This window comes from Nocardia sp. NPDC004123 (assembly GCF_053603795.1).
In genome coordinates, this window is record NZ_JBSGGG010000004.1 from 32,236 (window position 1) to 53,745 (window position 21,510).

The window sequence follows — 21,510 nt, forward strand, 5'->3', positions numbered from 1 at the left end:
GCTAGCACACTAATGACGAAGCCCGAAGACAATACTCAGAAGCTCGCTCAGGCATTGCGCGTCTCGCTCAAGGAGACGGAGCGGTTGCGTGCCCGCAATCGCAAGCTCGACGCGGCTCTTCGCGAACCGATCGCGATTGTGGGTATGGCCTGCCGGTACCCGGGTGGGGTCAGTTCGCCTGAGGATCTGTGGAATCTGGTCGCGGAGGGAACGGACGCGACCTCGGAGTTCCCCGGCAATCGTGGCTGGGATGTCGATCGCCTCTACGACGCGACCGGGGAGACACCGAACAGCACCTATACCCGCGAGGGCGGATTCCTGCATTCCGCAGGTGAATTCGACCCCGCGTTCTTCAATATCAGTCCCAATGAAGCCGCGCTCATGGATCCGCAGCAGTTCCTGCTGCTGGAGACCTCATGGGAGGCGTTCGAGCGGGCCGGTGTCGACCCCGGCTCGCTGAAGGGCAGCCGGACCGGCGTCTGGGTCGGCATGATGTACCACGACTATCCGGCCAATGCGAACTCGGGATCCATTGCCTCCGGCCGGGTCTCGTATGTTTTCGGCCTGGAAGGGCCGTCGGTCACCGTGGACACGGCGTGCTCGTCCTCATTGGTGGCAATGCATTCGGCGGCGGCCTCGCTGCGGTCGGGGGAGTGCGATCTGGCATTGGCCGGTGGTGTGGCGGTGATGGCCACCCCGGAGACCTTCGTGGAGTTCAGCCGTCAGCGGGGCTTGTCTCCGGATGGTCGGTGTAAGTCCTTCTCCGACACGGCCGATGGGGTCGGCTGGTCCGAGGGCGTCGGTGTTCTGGTGTTGGAGCGACTCTCCGACGCCCAGCGCAATGGGCATCGGATTCTCGCGGTGATCGCCGGTTCTGCGGTGAACCAGGATGGCGCGTCCAATGGTCTGACCGCACCCAACGGCCCCTCGCAGCGACGGGTCATCCGCCAGGCGCTGACCAATGCGGGGGTGTCCCCGGCGGAGGTGGATGTCGTCGAAGCCCACGGCACCGGTACGACTTTGGGCGATCCGATCGAAGCCCAGGCGCTGCTGGCGACGTACGGGCAGGAGCGCGACGCGGACCGGCCATTGTGGTTGGGCTCGCTGAAGTCCAATATCGGTCACGCTCAGGCCGCGGCCGGTGTGGGCGGTGTAATCAAGATGGTCATGGCGATGCGCCATGGCGTGCTGCCCCGAACCCTGCATGTGGATCAGCCCTCCACGAAGGTGGATTGGTCCGAGGGTCACGTGCGACTGCTGACCGAGGCGGTGGCGTGGCCGGAGGCGGATCGTCCGCGTCGTGCCGGTGTGTCCTCGTTCGGTATCAGCGGCACCAACGCACACGTCATCGTCGAGCAGGCCCCGGCGACCGAGCCCGCCGTGGATCAGGCGCCGGTGGCGAAGACCGTCCCGGCCGGTGGGCTGCTCCCGTGGGTGGTTTCGGCACGCAACGCCGAGGCTCTCGCCGGTCAGGCTGCTCGCCTGACATCGCATGCGGCCGAACATGATCCGATCGATCTCGGTTTCTCGCTGGCATCGACGCGGGCTGTTCTCGAGCATCGCGCAGTTGTGGTGGCCGAGGACCGCGATGGTCTCCTGGCGGGAGTCGGGGCGCTGGGCCGCACCGAAACCATTCCTGGCGTCGTGTCCGGTCGTGTGGTGTCGGGTTCGACGGGTGTGGTGTTCTCGGGTCAGGGTGCGCAGTGGGCCGGTATGGCTGTCGAGCTGCGTGCGGCGTATCCGGTGTTCGCCGAGGCGTTCGATGGGATTGTTGCTGAGCTGGATCCGTTGCTGGGGCAGTCGGTTTCGTTGAGTGAGGCGTTGGCGGACGCTGATCTGGTCGACCGGACGGTGTTTGCGCAGGCGGGTTTGTTCGCGTTCGAGGTGGCGTTGTTCCGGCTGCTCGAATGCTGGGGTGTGCGTGCCGATGTGGTGGCGGGTCACTCGATCGGTGAGGTCGCTGCCGCGCATGTGGCCGGGGTGTTGTCTCTGGCGGATGCGTGTGCGCTGGTGGCGGCGCGTGGCCGGTTGATGCAGGCATTGCCCACTGGTGGGGCCATGGTCGCTGTCGGTGCGTCCGAGGCCGATGTGCTGCCGCTGCTGGTGGCCGGTCGGGTGTCGATCGCGGCCGTCAACGGCCCGTCGTCGGTGGTGCTCTCCGGTGTCGAGGACGCGGTCGCCGCCGTTGTCGAGGCGTGTGCCGAGCGTGGTTGGCGTACACACAAGTTGCGGGTGTCGCATGCCTTCCACTCGGCCCTGATGGAGCCGATGCTGGCCGAGTTCGCCACGGCGATAGCTGGTTTGGCGTTCGCTCGTCCCACCATCCCGTTGATTTCCACGGTCACCGGCGTGCGAATCGCCGAAGAAATGATCGATCCGTCGTATTGGGTCGGTCAGGTCCGCGACACCGTGCGGTTCGCCGATGCGGTTGCCGCGATGGCGAATTCGGGCGTGTCCCGGTTCGCCGAGGTCGGACCCGACGCCGTGCTGACCCCCATGATCGCCCAGACTCTCGACGACGCCGCCACGGTGGTGGCCTTGGCACGCCGGGATCGGGCCGATTCGTTCTCCGTGCTGTCCGGGGTGGCCGCGCTGTTCGTGTCCGGTGCCGACGTCGATTGGGCCGGTTTCTATGCCGACTCCGGAGCTCAGCGAATCGACCTGCCCACCTACGCATTCCAGCATCGGCGCTTCTGGATCGCCGCAGGCGCTGTCGGTGGCGATGCCCGGGCGATGGGCCTGGCGGCCACCGGACATCCCCTGGTCCCGGTGGTGGTGTCGCAACCGGATTCCGACGCGGTCACCCTCACCGGCCGACTGTCGGCGCAGACGCATCCTTGGCTGGCCGATCACCGGGTGATGGACACCGTGCTGTTCCCCGGCACCGGTTTGGTCGAACTCGCCTTGCAGGCGGGGGAGCAGGTCGGCTGCTCGGCCCTCGAGGAGTTGGTCCTGCGGGTGCCGCTGGTGCTGCCGGAGTCGGCAGGCGTCGCGGTGCGCGTGGTGGTCGGTGCTCAGGACGCTGCGGGCCGACGCGGGGTGCGGGTCTATTCCTGCCCCGATGACGGTGTCGATGCGGTGCCGTTGTGGACATTGAACGCCGAAGGCGTGCTCGCATCGGGATTCGACAGCGCGCCAGCAGATTTGGCGCAGTGGCCGCCCGCCGGCGCCACCGCCGTCGATATCGACGGTGTGTACGACTCCCTCGATGCGCAGGGCTATCACTACGGTCCGGTGTTCCAGGCGCTGACCTCGGTGTGGCGGGGCACCGACGGGCTGCTCTATGCCGAGGTCGAGCTGCCGGAGCAGGCCCGTCCGGACGCCAAGCGGTTCGGTGTACATCCGGCATTGCTCGATGCCGCTCTGCATGCCCTGCGCTTCGCCGACGGCATGCCCGCGGAGGGTGCCGGGCTGGCCTTGCCGTTCGAGTGGTCCGGTGTCGCCGTGCACGCGACCGGAGCGGGCGCGCTGCGCGTCCGGCTCACCCGCGTCGGCGAGCACGCGGTCACCCTGGATCTGGCGGACCCGACCGGTACCCCGGTGGCGACGGTGCGGCAGCTGGCTTCCCGGCCCATCGATCCCGCGCAGCTCACGGGCAGCGCATCCGCGGTCGGCAATGCGCTGTTCCAGATCGGCTGGGAGCCGATCTCGGTCGGTGAGGTCGAAGTCGGCACGGTGTCGTGGGCGGATCTGGGTGACGAGGTTCCGGCCGCGGTCGTGTTCGATTGCCCGGAGGGCAACGACCCCGCGGCCATCCACGCCGCGACCCATGCGGCTCTCGCGGTGGTTCAGTCCTGGATCGCCGATGCTCGGTTCGCCGAGTCGACGCTGGTGGTTCGGACCGGGGGAGCCGTATCGGTTGCCGGGGAGGACATTACGAACCTGGCCGGTGCTGCCGTCGGCGGCCTGGTTCGCTCCGCACAGGCGGAGAACCCCGGCCGGATCGTGCTGGTGGACACCGACTCCGCGCTCGACGGGCTGCTCGGCGGGATTCTCACCGCACAGGAACCACAGGTGGCCGTGCGTGCCGGACAGGTACACGGTGCGCGGCTGAGCCGGGCCAGCGCGGCGACCGCTTCGGCGACCGACCCCTTCGATCCGGACGACACCGTTCTGATCACCGGTGCGAGTGGTCTGCTCGGTGGACTGTTCGCCCGGCACCTGGTCGACACCCACGGCGTGCGTCGCCTGTTGCTGCTGAGCCGACGCGGCGAGGCCGCTCCCGGCGCCGCGGAGTTGCGCACGGAGCTGCAGCGGCTCGGCGCGGAGGTCGAGTTCGTCGCGTGTGATGTCGCCGATCGCGACGCCCTCGCGCAGGCGATCGCGAATGTGCCTGCCGCACATCCGCTCACCGGTGTGTTCCATATGGCCGGCGTCCTCGACGACGGCGCCATCGCGTCGCTCACCCCGGCCCGGATGGATGCGGCGCTGGGACCCAAGGTCGATGCCGCGCTGCACCTGCACGAACTCACCGCCGACCTGCCGCTGAAGGCGTTCGTGCTGTTCAGCTCGGTCGCCGGTGCGTTCGGCAATGCCGGACAGGGCAACTATGCCGCGGCCAATGCGTGCCTGGATGCGCTCGCGGCCCTGCGCAGGGCCGCGGGCAGCCACTCACAGTCCCTGGCCTGGGGTCTGTGGGACGGGGGCATGGCCGGGCAGCTCAGCGACGCTGACCTGCACCGCATTTCGCGTTCGGGCCTGCTGCCGCTGTCGGAGGACCAGGGCCTGGCCTTGTTCGACGCCGCCACCGCGAGCGACGTGCCCGCCCCCATCCTCGCCCGTCTGGACCTGGACAGCCTGCGAGGCGCCGAATTCGCCGTGCCCGTCCTGTTTTCCGGCTTGATCCCGGCACGCCGCAGAGCGGCCTCGGGTGCGGCGACGCCATTGCGTGCTCGGCTGGCCAACACTCCCGACAGCGAGCGTTTCGGTGTGCTCGTGGAGATCGTGCGCGGTCAGGTCGCGGCGATCCTCGGTCATCAGAACACGAACGCGATCGCGGCGGACAAGGCCTTCGGCGAGCTGGGCTTCGACTCGATCACCGCTGTCGAGTTCCGCAATGCCCTCAAAGCCGTCACCGGCCTATCGCTGCCCGCGACACTGGTATTCGACTACCCGACACCGCAGTCGCTGGCGAAATATCTGGCCGACGAATTCACCGGCACCGGCCGGGAGACCGAGGTCACCGCCAGCGCGGCCGTCGACGACGAGCCGATTGCGGTGGTAGCGATGAGCTGCCGCTATCCGGGCGGAGTCGCCTCGCCCGAAGACCTGTGGAAGCTCGTCACCTCCGGCATCGATGCCACCGGCGAGATGCCGACGGATCGAGGCTGGGACATCGAGGGCATCTACGACGCCGAGCCCGGTCACGCGGGCAAGACGTACACCCGTCAGGGCGGATTCCTCTACTCCGCAGCGGAATTCGACGCGGAATTCTTCGGGATCAGTCCCAACGAAGCCGCGATGATGGACCCCCAGCAGCGGTTGCTGCTGGAAGTCTCGTGGGAGGCGCTGGAGCGCGCCGGTGTGGACCCGGCGGTACTGTGTGGCAGCTCGACCGGCGTCTTCACCGGCATGATGTACCACGACTACGCGCAAGGAACCGGGAACAACGCAACCGGGAGCTTGGTCTCGGGCCGGGTCTCGTACGTGTTCGGCCTCGAAGGCCCCGCGGTCACCGTGGACACGGCATGTTCATCCTCGCTCGTGGCCATGCATCTGGCCGCGCAGTCGCTGCGGTCGGGTGAATGCGACCTGGCGCTGGCCGGTGGTGTGGCGGTGATGGCCACGCCGGAGACCTTCGTGGAGTTCAGCCGTCAGCGGGGCTTGTCCCCGGATGGTCGGTGTAAGTCCTTCTCCGACACCGCCGATGGGGTCGGTTGGTCCGAAGGTGCCGGTGTGCTGGTCCTGGAGCGACTGTCCGACGCCCGCCGCAACGGCCATCAGGTCCTCGCGGTGATCGCCGGCTCGGCGGTGAATCAGGATGGCGCGTCGAACGGTCTGACCGCGCCGAACGGTCCCTCGCAGCGGCGAGTGATTCGCCAGGCGCTGGCCAATGCCGGGATCTCGCCGGTCGAGGTGGACGCGGTGGAGGCCCACGGCACCGGTACGACGCTGGGCGATCCGATCGAAGCCCAAGCGCTGCTTGCGACCTACGGCCAGGATCGTGATGCGGACCGGCCATTGTGGCTGGGGTCGCTGAAGTCCAACATCGGTCACGCCCAAGCCGCGGCCGGTGTCGGTGGCGTGATCAAGATGGTCATGGCGATGCAGCACGGCGTCCTACCCCGAACGCTGCACGCTGATCAGCCCAGCACCAAGGTCGACTGGTCCGAGGGCCATGTGCGGTTGCTGACCGAGGCGGTGGCGTGGCCGGAGACGGATCGTCCGCGTCGTGCGGGTGTGTCGTCCTTCGGTATCAGCGGCACCAACGCTCACCTCATCGTCGAGCAGGCCCCGGTAGCTCCGGTGGCGGAGTCGGCGCCGGTGATCGAGACCGTTCCGGCGGCGCTGCCGTGGGTGGTTTCGGCGCGCGGCGGTGACGCTCTCGCCGGCCAGGCGGCTCGCTTGGCATCGTCTGTGGGCGAACACGATCCGATCGATATCGGCTTCTCACTGGCATCTGCGCGCACGGTGCTCGAGCATCGTGCTGTCGTCGTGGCCGAGGAGCGCGAAGGTCTCCTCGCGGGACTACGGTCGTTGGCCGCCGGTGTGCAGGCACCCGGTGTGGTGACCGGTCGCCCGGTGTCGGGTTCGACCGGTGTGGTGTTCTCGGGTCAGGGTGCGCAGTGGGCCGGTATGGCTAACGAACTGCGTGCCGCGTACCCAGTATTCGCCGAGACATTCGACGCCATCGTCGCCGAGCTGAATCCCATGCTGGGGCAGCAGGTTTCGCTGGGCGAGGCTTTGGTCGACAGTGATCTGGTCAATCAGACCGTGTTCGCGCAGGCGGGTTTGTTCGCGTTCGAGGTGGCGCTGTTCCGGCTGCTCGAATCCTGGGGCGTGCGTGCCGATGTCGTGGCCGGACACTCGATCGGTGAGGTCGCTGCCGCGCATGTGGCCGGTGTGCTGTCTCTGACCGATGCGTGTGTGCTGGTGGCGGCGCGGGGCCGTTTGATGCAGGCATTGCCCACTGGCGGGGCGATGGTCGCGGTCGGCGCGTCGGAGGCCGATGTGCTGCCGCTGCTGGTGGCCGGTCGGGTGTCGATCGCGGCGGTCAACGGCCCGTCGTCGGTGGTGTTGTCCGGCGTCGAGGACGATGTCGTGGCTGTTGCCGATCGTTGCGCCGAGCAGGGGTGGCGCACTCATCGACTGCGTGTCTCGCACGCTTTCCATTCGGTTCTGATGGAGCCGATGCTGGCCGAATTCGCCACGGCGATCGATGGTTTGGTCTTCGCTCACCCGAGCATCCCGCTGGTGTCCACCGTGACCGGCGCTCGGATCGTCGGCGAGATGTGTGATCCGTCGTACTGGGTGGGTCAGGTCCGGGAGTCGATGCGCTTCGCGGATGCCGTTGTGGCGATGGCTGATTCGGGCGTGTCCAGGTTCGCCGAGGTCGGTCCGGACGCGGTGCTGACCCCCATGGTCGCCCAGACCCTCGATGACGGTGCCGCCGCGGTGGTCGCGTTGGCGCGTCGCGATCGGGCCGATGTGACGACGCTCCTGGGTGGAGTGGCCGGGTTGTTCGTCACCGGCGCCCAGGTCGATTGGGCCGCTCTGTACACCGGTTCCGGTGCTCGGCGAATCGACCTGCCCACCTACGCTTTCCAGCGCCGGCGCTATTGGATGGCCCCGACGTCCACCGGTAGTGGCGACGCCCGGTCGATGGGTTTCGTGGCCAGCGGGCATCCGCTGGTTTCGGCCGTGGTCTCGCAGCCGGATTCCGAGGTGGTCACGCTCAGCGGCCGTTTGTCGGCCCAGACCCAGCCATGGCTGGCCGATCACAAGGTCATGGACACCGTCCTACTGCCCGGCACCGGACTGGTCGAACTCGCCCTGCAGGCCGGAGAACACGTCGGCTGCGCGACCCTGGACGAGCTGGTCCTGCAAGCGCCGCTGGTGGTTCCGGAGTCGGCCGGGGTCGCGGTGCGCGTGGTGGTCGCTGCCCCGGACGGCGCGGGTCGTCGCGGTGTGCGGATCTTCTCGTGCCCCGACAGTGGCGCCGATTCCGCGTCGTCGTGGATATTGAACGCCGAAGGTGTGCTCGCGCCGGACGAGGTGGCGGCGGATTTCGATCTTGCCGCGTGGCCTCCGGCCGGTGCGCAGCCGATGGATATCGACGGCGTCTACGACGAGCTGTTCGATCTCGGCTACGGTTACGGCCCCCTGTTCCAGGGTTTGCAGGCCGCATGGCACCGTGATGGAGAACTGTTCGCCGAGGTCGCGCTCCCGGATCCGCAGGGAGCCAACGGCTTCGGCATCCATCCGGCATTGTTCGACGCCGCTCTGCATGCCGGAATCGTGCACGGCCGTCGCAACGGCGGCGGTGATTCGCCGGTGCTGCCCTTCACCTGGAACCGGGTGGCGCTGCACACGGTCGGTGCTGCCGCAGTGCGAGTACATATCGCGGTGCAGGACAATAGGTTCGCCGTCCAGCTCGCCGACGAGCAAGGGCAACCGGTGTTGTCGGTGGATGCTCTGGTCTCCCGGCCGGTGTCGGCCGAGCGGCTCGGCGGCCGGCGCGCGTCGGAAGCCCTTTTCGGCGTGGAGTGGGTCGCTGCCGGGTTGTCGGACGGGGTGACGGTCGAGCCGGATCGGCTGGCGATCCTCGGTTCTGATCAGGGCGTTGACGGGGTGCCCGGCCACCGTGATCTCGCGGCATTGATCGCCGATCTGGATGCGAACCCCGACGCGGTTGTCCCTGAAATCGTCTTGCTGGACTGCCCCCGTGGGTTCGGCCGCGAGCCGGAGGCCGCACGGCAGGTTGTCACCGGCGCCCTGGATACCGTTCAGCGGTGGCTGGCCGAATCCCGGTTCGCCGGTTCCCGTTTGGTGGTGCTCACCAGGCAGGCGGTGACCGTCGCCCATGTGGAGCAGGTGCGCCTGGATCAGGCCCCGGTGTGGGGGCTGGTGCGGGCAGCGCAGGCCGAACACCCGGGTCGTTTCCAGCTTCTCGATCTGGATGGCGACGGTGAGTCGTTCGCGGCCGCAACCGCGGTCGCCGCTGTCGCGTCGGAACCCGAGGTTGCCCTCCGCGGCACGAGCGTGCTCGTGCCGCGTTTGAGCCGCCACGCTTCGGGCACGATTGTTCGATCGGCAGCGTCGGGCACGGTGCTGATCACCGGCGGCACCGGTGGTCTCGGTGCGGTGATCGCCCGGCATCTGGTGACCGAACACGGTGTGCGCCAACTGCTTCTGACGGGTCGTCGTGGCCCGGATGCGCCGGGAGCCACCGAGCTGCGCGACGAACTCGTCGAGCTCGGCGCCGAGGTCACCATCGCCGCGTGCGACGTGTCCGATCGAGACGCGCTGGCCGCCCTGCTCGACACCATCTCCGACCAGCACCCCCTGGCCGGAGTGATCCACGCGGCCGGAACCGCCGACAACGGCCTGATCGAATCGATCACGCCCGACCGCATCGAGCAGGTGTTCCGGCCCAAGGTCGACGCCGCGTGGCATCTGCACGAACTCACCCGCGACCGGTCGCTGGAGTTGTTCGTGCTGGTGTCGTCGGCAGGTGGTCTGGTGCTGGCCGCCGGCCAAGCCAACTACGCCGCCGCGAATGTCTTCCTGGACGCGCTCGCCGCCCACCGTCGCGGCCTGGGATTGCCCGCCACATCCATCGATTACGGGTTGTGGGCGCGGTCCACCGCGCTCGGCGCTGAGCTGTCCGAGAGCGACTTCGACCGGATGCGGCGGCAGGGCTACCCGCCGCTGACCGAGGCCGAGGGCCTGGCGCTGTTCGATGCGGCGATCGCCACCGACGACGCCCAACTGGTCGCGCTGCGAGTCGATCCGGCCATCCTGCGAACCCAGGGTGAGCGGATCCCGGCGCTCCTCCGTTCGGTCGTCCCGACGCCCGTGCGCCGCCAGACTCGCACCGCGGCAGGTCAGGCCTTCCTGCGAAAGCTGGCCGGTCTCTCCGACAGTGATCGCGACAGCGCGCTGCTCGAACTCGTCCGGTCCACTGCCGCCGACATTCTCGGGCACGCCTCCATGGCAGCTGTGGAACCTCGGCAGGCTTTCCAGCAGCTCGGTTTCGACTCGCTCAGCGCTGTCGAGTTCCGCAACAAACTCAATACCGCGACCGGTCTGCAACTACCGGCCACCCTCGTCTTCGACTACCCCAATCCGCAGGTCGTCGCGGAGTTCATCGGTTCGCAACTCACCGGCACCGGAGCCGTCGAAGAGCTCGCGACCAGTCGGGTCCGAGCCGACGACGAGCCGATTGCCGTGGTGGCGATGGGATGTCGCTATCCGGGTGGCGTCATGTCGCCGGAGGATCTGTGGAGCCTCGTCGTCTCGGGTGCCGACACCACCGGTGAGTTGCCGGTGGATCGTGGCTGGGACATCGACGGCATCTACGATCCCGAACCCGGCAAAGCAGGCAGGACCTACACGCGCCGGGGCGGATTCCTGTACTCCGCAGCGGAATTCGATGCGGAGTTCTTCGGGATCAGCCCCAATGAAGCCACGATGATGGACCCCCAGCAGCGATTGCTGCTGGAGGTCTCATGGGAGGCATTGGAACGCGCGGGTGTGGATCCGGCGGTGCTGCGCGGCAGTTCGACCGGTGTGTTCACCGGCGTGATGTACCACGACTACGCCCAGGGAACCGGGACCGGAGCCAGCACCGGCGGCAGTCTGGTCTCGGGCCGGATCGCTTACACGCTGGGATTGGAGGGCCCGGCCGTCTCGGTGGATACGGCGTGTTCGTCGTCGCTGGTGGCGCTGCATCTGGCGTCGCAGTCGCTGCGGTCGGGGGAGTGCGATCTGGCATTGGCCGGTGGTGTGGCCGTGATGGCCACCCCGGACATGTTCCTCGAGTTCAGTCGTCAGCGGGGTCTGTCCCCGGATGGACGCTGCAAGTCCTTCGCCGACGCCGCCGACGGCGTCGCCTGGTCCGAAGGCGCCGGAATGCTGGTGCTGGAACGACTCTCCGATGCCCAGCGCAACGGTCACCAGATTCTCGCTGTGATCGCCGGTTCGGCGGTGAACCAGGATGGCGCGTCGAATGGTCTGACCGCACCCAACGGTCCCTCGCAGCGGCGGGTCATCCGTCAAGCGCTGGCCAATGCCCGGGTGACTTCGACCAACGTGGATGTGGTCGAAGCTCATGGCACGGGAACGACTTTGGGCGATCCGATCGAAGCCCAGGCGCTACTCGCGACCTACGGACAGGACCGTGAGGCGGATCGTCCGCTGTGGTTGGGTTCGCTGAAGTCCAATATCGGTCACGCTCAGGCCGCGGCCGGTGTGGGTGGTGTCATCAAGATGGTCATGGCGATGCGCCATGGCCTGCTGCCGCGAACGCTGCACGTGGATCAGCCCAGCACCAAAGTCGATTGGAGCGAGGGTCATATCCGGCTGCTGACCGAGGCCGTCGCCTGGCCGGAGGTGGATCGTCCGCGTCGCGCCGGTGTGTCCTCCTTCGGTATCAGCGGCACCAATGCCCACCTCATCGTCGAACAGGCTCCGGCAGCGGCCCCGGCTCCGGTGGCCAAGACCGCCCCGGCCGGTGCAGTGCTGCCGTGGGTGCTCTCGGCACGTACCGACGAAGCCCTTGCCGAGCAGGCTGCCCGCCTGACGTCCCATATGGACGACCACGATCACGACCCGATCGACATCGGCTTCTCGCTCGTGACTTCGAGGGTGCTGTTCGACCATCGGGCCGTGGTGTTGTCCCCCGAGCACGACGGCCTGCGGGCCGGCGCTCGAGCGGTGGGGCGCGGCGAAGCGACTCCGGGTGTGGTGTCCGGCCGTGTGATGCCGGGTTCGACGGGTCTGGTGTTCTCGGGTCAGGGTGCGCAGTGGGCCGGTATGGCTGCCGAGCTGCGTGCGGCGTACCCGGTGTTCGCCGAGGCGTTCGACGCGATCGTCGCCGAGCTGGAACCGCTGCTGGGGCAGCAGGTTTCGCTGAGTGAAGCCTTGGCCGGCGCCGACCTGGTCGACCAGACGGTGTTCGCGCAGGCGGGCTTGTTCGCGTTCGAGGTGGCGCTGTTCCGTCTGCTCGCATCCTGGGGCGTGCGTGCCGATGTCGTGGCCGGCCACTCGATCGGTGAGGTGGCTGCCGCGCATGTGGCGGGGGTGCTGTCTCTGACGGATGCGTGTGTGCTGGTGGCCGCGCGTGGCCGGTTGATGCAGGCATTGCCCACCGGTGGCGCGATGGTTGCTGTCGGTGCCTCCGAGACCGACGTTCGGGCACTGCTGGCGGCCGGTGACGTGCCCGCCGGTGAGGTGTCGATCGCGGCGGTCAACGGCCCGTCGTCGGTGGTGCTCTCCGGCGTCGAAGACGCTGTCGTGACGGTCGCTGAGCGGTGTGCCGGACACGGTTGGCGGACGCACCGGTTGCGGGTCTCGCATGCCTTCCATTCGGCGTTGATGGAGCCGATGCTGGCCGAGTTCGCTTCGGCGATCGAGGGTTTGATCTTCGCCCGCTCGAGTATCCCGTTGGTGTCGACGGTGACCGGTGCCCGGATCGGTGACGAGATGTCGGATCCGTCGTATTGGGTGGATCAGGTCCGGGACACCGTGCGTTTCGCCGATGCGGTCACCGCGATGGCGGGTCTGGGTGTGTCCAGATTCGCCGAGGTCGGTCCCGACGCGGTGCTGACCCCGATGGTCGCCCAGACTCTCGATGACGGTGCTGCCGCGGTGGTGGCGCTGGCGCGTCGTGGTCAGGCGGATGCGTCGGCCGTGCTGGCCGGAGTGGCCGGGCTGTTCGTGACCGGCGCTCACGTCGACTGGGCCGGCCTCTACACCGGTACCGGAGCCGGGCGAATCGACTTGCCCACCTACGCTTTCCAGCGCAGCCGCTACTGGATGCTCGACGGCTCCGCCGCCGGCGGCGACGCCCGGGCCATGGGCCTCGCCGCCACCGGACACCCCCTGGCCTCGGTGGTGGTGTCCCAACCGGATTCCGACGCGGTGACCCTCACCGGCCGGCTGTCGGTGCAGGCACACCCCTGGCTCGCCGATCACACGGTCATGGACACCGTACTGTTCCCCGGCACCGGTCTGGTCGAACTCGCCCTGCACGCCGGCGAACAGGTCGGCTGCTCGACCCTCGAGGAACTGGTCCTCCAGGTCCCCCTGGCACTCCCGGAGTCCGCGGGACTCCCGGTGCGCGTCGTGGCCGGCGCACCCGATGAGACCGGCCGTCGCGCGGTGCGGATCTTCTCCCGCCCCGAGGACGGCGTCGATGCGGCGCCGGCGTGGACCTTGCACGCCGAAGGTGTGCTCGCACCCGGAATCGGCAGTGCGCCTGTCGATCTGGTGCAATGGCCGCCGGCCGGTGCGGTCGCCGTGGACATCGACGGTGCGTACGACTCGCTCGATGCGCAGGGCTATCACTACGGTCCGGTGTTCCAGGCACTGAAGTCGGTGTGGCGCGCCGCGGACGGGCTGCTCTACGCCGAGGTCGAACTGCCCGAGGCGGCCCGCGCCGAGGCGGGGCGGTTCGGTCTGCATCCGGCGTTGCTGGATGCGGCGTTGCACGCGTTGCGTTTTGCCGAGGACACATCGGCGGAGGGCGCCGGGCTGGCGCTGCCGTTCGAGTGGTCCGGTGTCAGCGTGCACGCGGCCGGCGCCGATGCCCTGCGTGTCCGGCTCACCCGTGCCGGCGAGCATGGCGTTGCCATCGATCTGGCGGACTCGACCGGCGCTCCGGTGGCGACCGTGCGGCACCTGGCCTCCCGGCCGATCGATCCCGCGCAGCTGACCATGGGCGCATCCGTCATCGGCAATGGGCTGTTCCAGATCGACTGGACGCCGATCACGGTGCGTCCTACCGAGGTCACCGCGGTAGTGTGGCCGGATCTCGGTGAGCAGGTCCCGCCGGTGGTCGTGCTGGAGTGCCCCACGGGCGACGATCTGGCCGCCATTCATGCTGCGGCGCACGACGTTCTGGAGATCCTCCAGTCCTGGATCGCGGACCGGCGATTCACCGAATCGGTGCTGGTCGTTCGGACCAGCGGCGCGGTTTCGGTTGCCGGGGAAGACATTACGAACTTGGCCGGAGCCGCCGTGGGTGGTCTGGTCCGCGCCGCGCAGGCGGAGAACCCCGGCCGGATCGTGTTGATCGACAGCGACTCCGCACTCGACGGGCTGCTCGGCGGCATCGTGGCCGCCGCCGAGCCGCAGCTGGCCGTGCGCGACGGGCAGGTGCACATCGCGCGGTTGGGCCGAGCGGCCGCCACCGCGGCGACCGTCGCTCCCGCCTTCGATCCGGACGACACCGTTCTGATCACCGGCGCGGGCGGGTTGCTCGCCGGAATGTTCGCCCGGCATCTGGTCGCCGCCCGCGGCGTCCGTCGCCTGCTGTTGTTGAGCAGGCGCGGCGAATCCGCGCCTGGCGCTGCGGAACTCGGGGCGGAGCTGCGGCAGCTGGGTGCCGAGGTCGAGTTCGCCGCGTGTGATGTCGCCGATCGTGGCGCACTCGCCGAGGTGCTGGCAGGCGTGCCCGCCGATCGTCCGCTCACGGGCGTGTTCCACCTGGCCGGTGTCCTCGACGACGGTGCGATCGCTTCGCTGACCCCGGCGCGCATGGACACGGTGCTGGGGCCCAAGGTCGATGCCGCGCTGCACCTGCACGAACTCACCGCCGGACTGCCATTGCAGGCGTTCGTGCTGTTCAGCTCGGTCGCCGGTGCCTTCGGCAACCCCGGCCAGGGCAACTACGCCGCGGCCAACGCATGCCTGGATGCGCTGGCGGCACACCGCAGGGCTTCGGGTAGCCGCGGTACTTCTCTGGCCTGGGGTCTCTGGGACGGTGGCATGGCCGGGCAACTCAGTGATGTTGACCGTCAACGCCTTTCGCGCTCGGGCATGCTGCCGCTGTCGGAGGAACAGGGCCTCGCACTGTTCGATGCCGCTCTCGAGATCGACGTGGCGGCTCCGGTTGTTGCCCGTCTCGATTTCGAGAGCATCCGCAGTGCGGGAACTGCCGCGCCGGCGCTCTTCGCGGGCCTCATCCCTGCTCGCCGCAAAGCGGCCTCGGGCGCCTTCACGGCGCTGCGGGCTCGGCTGGCGAACACTGCCGAGAGCGAACGTTTCGATGTGCTCGTGGAGATCGTGCGTGCGCAGGTCGCCACGATTCTCGGTCATCAGAACGTGAACGCGGTCGCGGCGGACAAAGCCTTCGGCGAGTTGGGCTTCGATTCGATCACCGCTATCGAGTTCCGCAACGCTCTCAAGGCTGTCACGGGGTTGCAGCTGCCCGCGACCTTGGTGTTCGACTACCCGACACCTCAGGCCCTGGCGAAATATCTGGCCGACGAGTTCGCCGGCACCAGCCGCGACGTCGAGGTGACCGCCAGCAGAGCCGTCGACACGGACCCGATCGCCGTCGTCGGAATGGCCTGCCGCTACCCCGGAGGCGTCACGTCCCCCGAGGAGCTGTGGGAACTGGTCCGGGTCGGCGGGGATGCGGTGTCGACCCTCCCGACCGATCGAGGCTGGGACATCACCGGCATCTACGATCCGGAACCGGGCCGCGCGGGCAAGTCCTACACCCGGGAAGGCGGATTCCTGCACACCGCTGCGGAATTCGACGCGGACTTCTTCGGCATCGGCCCCAACGAAGCCACGATGATGGATCCGCAACAGCGGCAACTCCTGGAAACGACCTGGGAGGCGCTGGAACGCGCCGGTGTGGATCCGGCGGTGCTGCGCGGCAGCTCGACCGGTGTGTTCACCGGCGTGATGTACCACGACTACGCCCAGGGCAGCGGGAACAGCGCGACCGGCAGTCTCGTCTCCGGTCGCATCGCCTACACCCTGGGATTGGAGGGCCCGGCCGTCTCGGTCGACACGGCCTGCTCGTCGTCCCTGGTGGCAATGCATCTGGCGGCGCAGTCGCTGCGGTCGGGTGAATGCGACCTGGCGCTGGCCGGCGGTGTGGCGGTGATGGCCACCCCGGAGACCTTCGTGGAGTTCAGCCGTCAGCGCGGGCTCGCACCCGACGGGCGGTGTAAGTCCTTCTCCGACACCGCCGATGGTGTCGGATGGTCCGAAGGTGCCGGAATGCTGGTGCTGGAACGACTCTCCGACGCCCAGCGCAACGGCCACCAGGTGCTCGCCGTGATCGCCGGTTCGGCGGTGAATCAGGATGGCGCGTCGAATGGTCTGACCGCGCCCAACGGTCCCTCGCAGCGCCGGGTGATTCGCCAAGCATTGGCCAATGCCGGGATCTCGCCGGTCGAGGTCGATGTGGTGGAAGCCCACGGCACGGGTACGACGCTGGGCGATCCCATTGAAGCCCAGGCGCTTCTGGCCACCTACGGCCAAGACCGGGCAGCGGACCGTCCGCTGTGGTTGGGGTCGTTGAAGTCCAACATCGGTCACTCTCAGGCCGCGGCCGGTGTGGGTGGCGTGATCAAGATGGTGATGGCCATGCGCCACGGCGTGCTGCCCAAGACCCTGCACGTCGATGCGCCCAGCACGAAAGTCGATTGGAGCGCAGGCCATATCCGGTTGCTGACCGAGGCAGTCGCGTGGCCGGAGGTGAATCGTCCGCGTCGTGCCGGTGTGTCCTCGTTCGGCATCAGTGGCACGAATGCCCACGTCATCGTCGAGCAAGCTCCGGCGGTGGATCAGGCGCCGGTGACGACGGACCGTGGTGATGGACTGCTGCCCTGGGTGGTTTCGGCACGAAGTGGCGAGGCGCTCCGCGGTCAGGCTGCTCGCCTGGCGTCCCTTGTCGATGATCGCGACCTGAATCCGGCGGATGTCGGCTTCTCCCTGGCCTCCACGCGTGCTGTTTTCGAGCATCGCGCGGTTGTGGTGGCCGAGAGTCGCGATGGTCTGCTCGCGGGCGTGCGGTCGTTGGCTGCCGGTGAGCAAGCCGCCGGTGTGGTGACCGGCCGCGTGACGTCGGGTTCGACGGGTCTGGTGTTCTCGGGTCAGGGTGCGCAGTGGGCCGGTATGGCTGTCGATTTGCGTGCGGCGTACCCGGTGTTCGCCGAGGCGTTCGACGCGATTGTCGGCGAGCTGGATCCGCTGCTGGGGCAGCAGGTTTCGTTGAATACGGCGTTGGCCAGTGCTGACCTCGTGGACCAGACCGTGTTCGCGCAGGCGGGTTTGTTCGCGTTCGAGGTGGCGTTGTTCCGTCTGCTCGAATCCTGGCGAGTCCGTGCGGATGTCGTGGCCGGTCATTCGATCGGTGAGGTGGCTGCCGCGCATGTGGCCGGGGTGCTGTCTCTGACGGATGCGTGTGTGCTGGTGGCCGCGCGTGGCCGGTTGATGCAGGCGCTGCCCGCCGGCGGAGCGATGGTCGCGGTCGGTGCGTCCGAGGCCGACGTGCTGCCATTGCTGGCCGGTGAGATGTCGATCGCGGCGGTGAATGGCCCTGCGTCGGTGGTGCTGTCCGGCGTTGAGGACGATGTCGTCGCTGTCGCTGAGCGGTGTGCGCAAAAGGGTTGGCGGACGCATCGTTTGCGTGTTTCGCATGCCTTCCATTCGGCGTCCATGGAACCGATGCTGGCCGAATTCGCCACAGCGATACAAGGTTTGGCGTTCGCCCGCCCCCGGATCCCGCTGGTGTCGACGGTGACCGGTGCACGGGTGACCGACGAGATGTCGGATCCGTCGTACTGGGTGCGTCAGGTCCGGGAGGCCGTCCGGTTCGCCGACGCGGTCGCCACGGCCGCCGAGCTCGGCGTGTCCAGGTTCGCCGAGGTCGGTCCCGATGCGGTGCTGACCCCGATGATCGCCCAAACCCTCGATACCGCAACCACAATCGCCCTCACCAGACGGGACAACGCGAGCCCCGTGACCCTGCTGACGGGCCTCGCCCGTCTGCACGTCACCGGTGCGACGGTGGATTGGACCAGCTACTACGCCGGAGTCGGTGGCACGAAGACCGACCTCCCGACCTACAGCTTCCAGCACCGCCGCTTCTGGGCCACCGGCCCACTGCACACCGGCGAGGCGCACGCGCTCGGCCTGCGGTCCACCGAGCACCCCATGCTCGGCGCGATGGTGGCACAGCCGGAGAGCGGCGGCGTCAGGTTCACCGGCCGCCTGTCCACGGCCACCCATCCCTGGCTGGCCGATCATGACGTGCTCGGCACGGTGCTGCTTCCGGGCACCGGATTCGTCGAACTCGCGGTGCACGCCGGAGACCAGGTCGACTGCCCGGAACTCGAGGAACTCACACTGCTGGCCCCGCTGGTGTTGCACGGGCATGGCGGCGTGCAGATCCAGGTGATCGTCGGCGATAGCGATGAGACCGGTCGCCGAGGGCTCGACATCTACTCGCGCAAGGACGAGGACGATCCGTCGCTCTCGTGGACCCACCACGCGCATGGCACGGTGAGCCCCGGCCAGGAGGCCGGCGACGACGGCTGGGCCGACTTCGTGCAGTGGCCACCGGCCGGTGCCACGGCCGTCCCGTTGGACGGGGCCTACGACGAACTCGCGGAGAACGGGTACCACTACGGGCCCGCCTTCCAAGGGCTTTCGGCCCTGTGGCGTCGCGGGGCGGACCTCTTCGCCGAAGTCGCTCTCCCCGAGCAGACCTCGGCCCAGGGCTACGGTGTGCATCCCGCGCTGCTCGACTCGGCCATGCACGCACTGTCCTTCGGCCTTCCCGAGGGCGTGGACGAGCAGGCCGAGCGGCCGACCCTGGTGCCGTTCGCGTGGTCTTCGGTGCGTGTGCACGCGGACGGCGCCCGGCGGGTGCGGGTCCGGTTGACCTGGCTGAATCAGGGAGAAGTCACCTTGACGATGGCCGATTCCGTTGGCGCGCCACTGCTTTCGGTACGCTCGCTCGCCTTGCGCCCGCTCTCGGTCGAACTGCTCTCGGGGGCGGCCCGGTCCTCGCAGGACGCACTGTACGAGCTCACCTGGCGGCCCGGTCCGGAACTGGGTTCGGCGGCGGGAGTCTCGTGGGCCGACTGGGGCGCGGCGGAGCCGGCGTCGGTCCTGCTCTTCGGGCCCCCGGTCGACGGCGACCACGTGCCGGCCCGGTTGCGGACGGCGCTGCACCGCACGCTCGGCGTCATCCAGCAGTTCCTGAGCGAAGAACGGTACGCCGCAACCACTTTGGCGGTGATCACCGACTCCGAGGCCGACCCGGCCGCGGCCGCGGTGTGGGGTCTGGTGCGCGCGGCGCAGGCGGAGAACCCCGGGCGGATCGTGCTCATCGAGGCGCGTGCGGAGACAGCGGCGGATCACCTGGTCGCCGCGGCGATCTCGGGTGAGCCGGAACTGGCTGTCGACGCCGACGGGGCGCGGGTGCCGCGCCTGGCTCGCGCCGCGTCGCCCGAACCGGAGCCGCAGGCACCGTGGGATCCCGAACGGACGGTGCTGATCACCGGTGGCACCGGCGGCATCGGTCGCCACATCGCCGAGCATCTGGTGACCGAACACGGTGTGCGGCACCTGCTGCTGGCCGGTCGTCGCGGACCGGACGCCGTCGCGGATCTGATCGACGAACTCGGCGCTCTCGGCGCCCGCGTCCGCGTGGCCGCCTGCGATGTCACCGACCGGAATGCGTTGCGGGACCTGCTCGCTTCGATTCCCGCGGAGCATCCGCTGGGTGCGGTCGTCCACGTGGCGGGCGTCGCCCACAACGGTCTGATCGACGCCTTGACGCCGGAGCAGATCGACTACTGCCTCGGCGCCAAGGCCGACGCCGCGTGGTATCTGCACGAGCTCACCCGCGACGCCGGACTGTCCGCATTCGTGATGATCTCCTCGGTGGCAGGCTCGATCCTGCCGGCCGGGCAGGGCGGTTACGCGGCGGCCAACGTGTTCCTCGACGCCCTCGCCACCTCCCGGCACGCCGAGGGCCTACCGGCCACCTCGCTCGCCTACGGCCTGTGGGACATCGAAACCGGACTGTCGCAATGGCTCAGCCAGGCCGACCGACTGCGCATGCGTCGCCAGGGCATGCCGCCGCTGGCCGCGGGCAAGGCGCTCGAATTGTTCGATGTGGCAGTGTCCACGACGGGTCCGGTGCACGTGCCGGTCGAGATCGACCTGGCCGTGCTGCGCGCCCGGGACGCGGTGCCTGCACTGCTCGGCGACCTGGCCAAGCGGGCCGGGCGTCGGCACAGCAGCGGAACACAGGACGCGGGAGCGCTGCGCAGGCAGCTGGCGCAGCTCTCGGAGTCCGAGCAGGAGCAGTGGCTCCGGACCCACATCCTCGAGAACGCCGCCAGGCTGCTCGGGCACGAGAGCGCCGACGCGCTCGACCCCGAGCGCGACTTCCTCGAGGCCGGGTTCGACTCACTGGCAGCCATGGAGTTGCGGACCACGCTGAATGCCTCCACCGGCCTGACCCTGCCGACCGCCGCGATCTTCGATCACAAAACGCCTGCGGCACTGGCCCGATACCTGCGGAAGGAGCTCACCACAACCACTCGAACCGACAGCGAGCGGGTGAGCGAGGACGACTCGCTGTACGGCATGTTCCGCGGCGCAGTGGAATCCGGGCGAGTCGGCACCGGCTTCGCCCTGTTGAATCTGGCGGCGGAGCTGCGCGAGCAGTTCGCGTCGGCATCCGAACTGGATCGGCTCCCTGCTCCGGCGCGAGTCGCCGCGGGTTCGGCTCTGCCGCGGATCATCTGCCTCACACCGCCACTGGCCACCGGCGGCGCGCATCAGTACGCCAGGATCGCCTCGCACCTGCGGACTGCCCGTGAGGTCGTGGCGCTGTCGCCGATCGGCTGCCGGACGGGAGAACCCCTGCCGGCGACGCCTACGGCAGCCTTGGAGGCCCTGGCGCGCACTGTTCTCGAAGCGGCACAAGGAGATCCGTTCGTGCTGCTCGGGTACTCCTCGGGCGGCCTGCTGGCCTACCTCCTCACCGAGCACCTGGAGGCGGCGGGCGGACCCGCGCCCGCGAGCGTGGTCATGCTCGACACCTACCGGGTCGACGATGGCGGCGGCGAATGGCTGCTGCGGGCGATGGCCGAGCACATGGTGTCCAACGAGGCGACCTTCGGCCGCTTCGACCAGGCCCGCTTGTCCGGTATGGGCTGGTATGTCCGGCTGCTCCAGGAGATGGCGCCCGGTCCCGTTGTCACGCCGACCTTGTTCGTCCAGTGCGCCCAGTCGTTCCTGGGAAGTTCGGCAGAGCGTGCGGACTGGCAGGCCCAGCCTTGGGACGCAACGCATTCCGTCGTGCCGGTCCAGGCCGATCACTTCACGATCCTTGAGGACGGTTCGGCGGACGCCGCGGACGTGATCGAGGGCTGGCTCGCGGGTTGAGAGCGACGACCGGGTGAGCGGAGGCTCACCCGGTCGTTCTCGTCTACCGCCTTGCCCGGGAAGGTTGCCGATCCGGCGACGCGTGAGCGGATCGGCCATGGGCTCGACGTGGCCGATATCGAGCGCTAAGCTAGCCGA

1 protein-coding gene is annotated in these 21,510 nt (G+C 68.7%); it reads left to right on the forward strand.

All coding sequences use genetic code 11. The features are described 5' to 3' along the window. Window positions 1-12 precede the first annotated feature (12 nt). Complete coding sequence (locus ACWEQQ_RS06330) at window positions 13-21,372, forward strand: SDR family NAD(P)-dependent oxidoreductase (RefSeq protein WP_452347443.1); 21,360 nt, start codon at window positions 13-15, stop codon at window positions 21,370-21,372. Window positions 21,373-21,510 lie beyond the last annotated feature (138 nt).

Coding starts and splice junctions, on each gene's coding strand:
- ACWEQQ_RS06330 (WP_452347443.1), top strand. CDS start 13: ATGACGAAGCCCGAAGACAATACTCAGAAGCTCGCTCAGGCATTGCGC.